Source organism: Rhodococcus sp. T7 (genome assembly GCF_009872365.1).
Taxonomy (GTDB): domain Bacteria; phylum Actinomycetota; class Actinomycetes; order Mycobacteriales; family Mycobacteriaceae; genus Rhodococcus_F.
This window is the reverse complement of record NZ_WXYH01000223.1, coordinates 1-1,439: the sequence shown is the minus strand read 5'-3', so window position 1 is coordinate 1,439 and position 1,439 is coordinate 1. Positions and strand designations below refer to the sequence as shown.

1 protein-coding gene is annotated in these 1,439 nt (G+C 68.0%); it reads left to right on the top strand.

Annotated elements, in window-relative coordinates; genetic code table 11:
* Nucleotides 1–110: 110 nt before the first annotated feature.
* On the top strand, nt 111–1,436 hold the full coding sequence (locus tag MLGJGCBP_RS21235; protein WP_160097897.1) for an ISL3-like element ISPfr2 family transposase: 1,326 nt from the start codon (nt 111–113) through the stop codon (nt 1,434–1,436).
* The last annotated feature ends 3 nt before the right edge of the window (nt 1,437–1,439 follow it).

Sequence of the window (1,439 nt, the reverse complement as noted above, 5' to 3'; positions counted from 1 at the left end):
GGCTCTTCCCAGATGAGGGTGTAGGTCGGCCGGGCGCGTCGGTCCGCAGATAGACGTCGAGGTCTCCCGACGATGGAGGTTCCTACGCCATCCATCCGAAAGACCTCGACGTGACCGACACAACCCCGCCGGCCGGCTTCGGCCGCCCTGACCTGACCGCCTTCGCTCGACTCGACGGCCTCGGTCTGAGCGTGACCGGACAACGACTTGAACCGGATCGTGCGGTCCTAGCGTGCCGCGTGGTGGAACCAGATCAGTGGTGCCGACGGTGCGGCAGCGAAGGCGCTGCTCGTGACACCGTGATCCGGCGGTTGGCCCACGAGCCGCTGGGCTGGCGACCGACCGTGCTGGAAGTTGTAGTGCGCCGCTACCGCTGTGCCGACTGCGGACACGTGTGGCGCCAAGACACCAGCGCCGCTGCGGAGCCACGCGCGAAGCTCTCGCGCACCGGGCTGCGGTGGGCGCTGGAAGGGATCGTGGTCGCACACCTCACCGTCGCCCGTGTCGCCGAGGGACTCGGGGTCGCGTGGGACACCGCCAACAACGCGGTCCTGGCTGAAGGCAAGCGGCTGCTGATCAACGACCCCACGCGGTTCGAGGGCGTGAAGGTCATTGGCGTCGATGAGCACGTCTGGCGCCACACCAGGCGTGGCGACAAGTACGTCACCGTGATCATCGACCTCACCCCGGTCCGCGATGGCGCCGGCCCAGCAAGGCTGCTGGACATGGTCGAGGGCCGGTCGAAGGCGGCGTTCAAGACCTGGCTCGCCGACCGCGACGACGCCTTCCGTGACGCGGTCGAGGTGGTCGCGATGGACGGCTTTACCGGGTTCAAGACCGCCGCTGCAGAGGAGATCCCGGACGCGGTCACGGTGATGGATCCCTTCCACGTCGTGCGCTTGGCCGGTGACGCCCTCGACAGGTGCCGGCGCCGGGTCCAACTCGCGATCCACGGGCACCGTGGGTTCAGGGACGACCCGCTCTACAAGTCGCGGCGCACGCTGCACACCGGCGCGGACCTGCTCACCGACAAGCAGAGCGACAGGCTACGCGCGCTGTTCGTTGATGACGCTCACGTCGAGGTCGAGGCGACCTGGGGTGTCTACCAGCGCATGATCGCCGCCTATCGCCACGAGGACCGGCAACGTGGCCGCGAGCTCATGAAGAAGCTGATCACCGACCTCAGCGCCGGCGTCCCCAAGGTGCTCACCGAGCTCACCACCCTGGGCCGGACCCTGAAGAAGCGAGCCGCTGACGTGCTCGCCTACTTCGAACGACCCGGCACCAGCAACGGGCCGACCGAGGCGCTCAACGGACGGCTCGAACACCTGCGCGGCTCCGCACTCGGGTTCCGCAACCTGACCAACTACATCGCCCGAAGCCTGCTCGAGACCGGCGGCTTCAGACCCCAACTCCTACACCCCCGATTGGGATGAGCC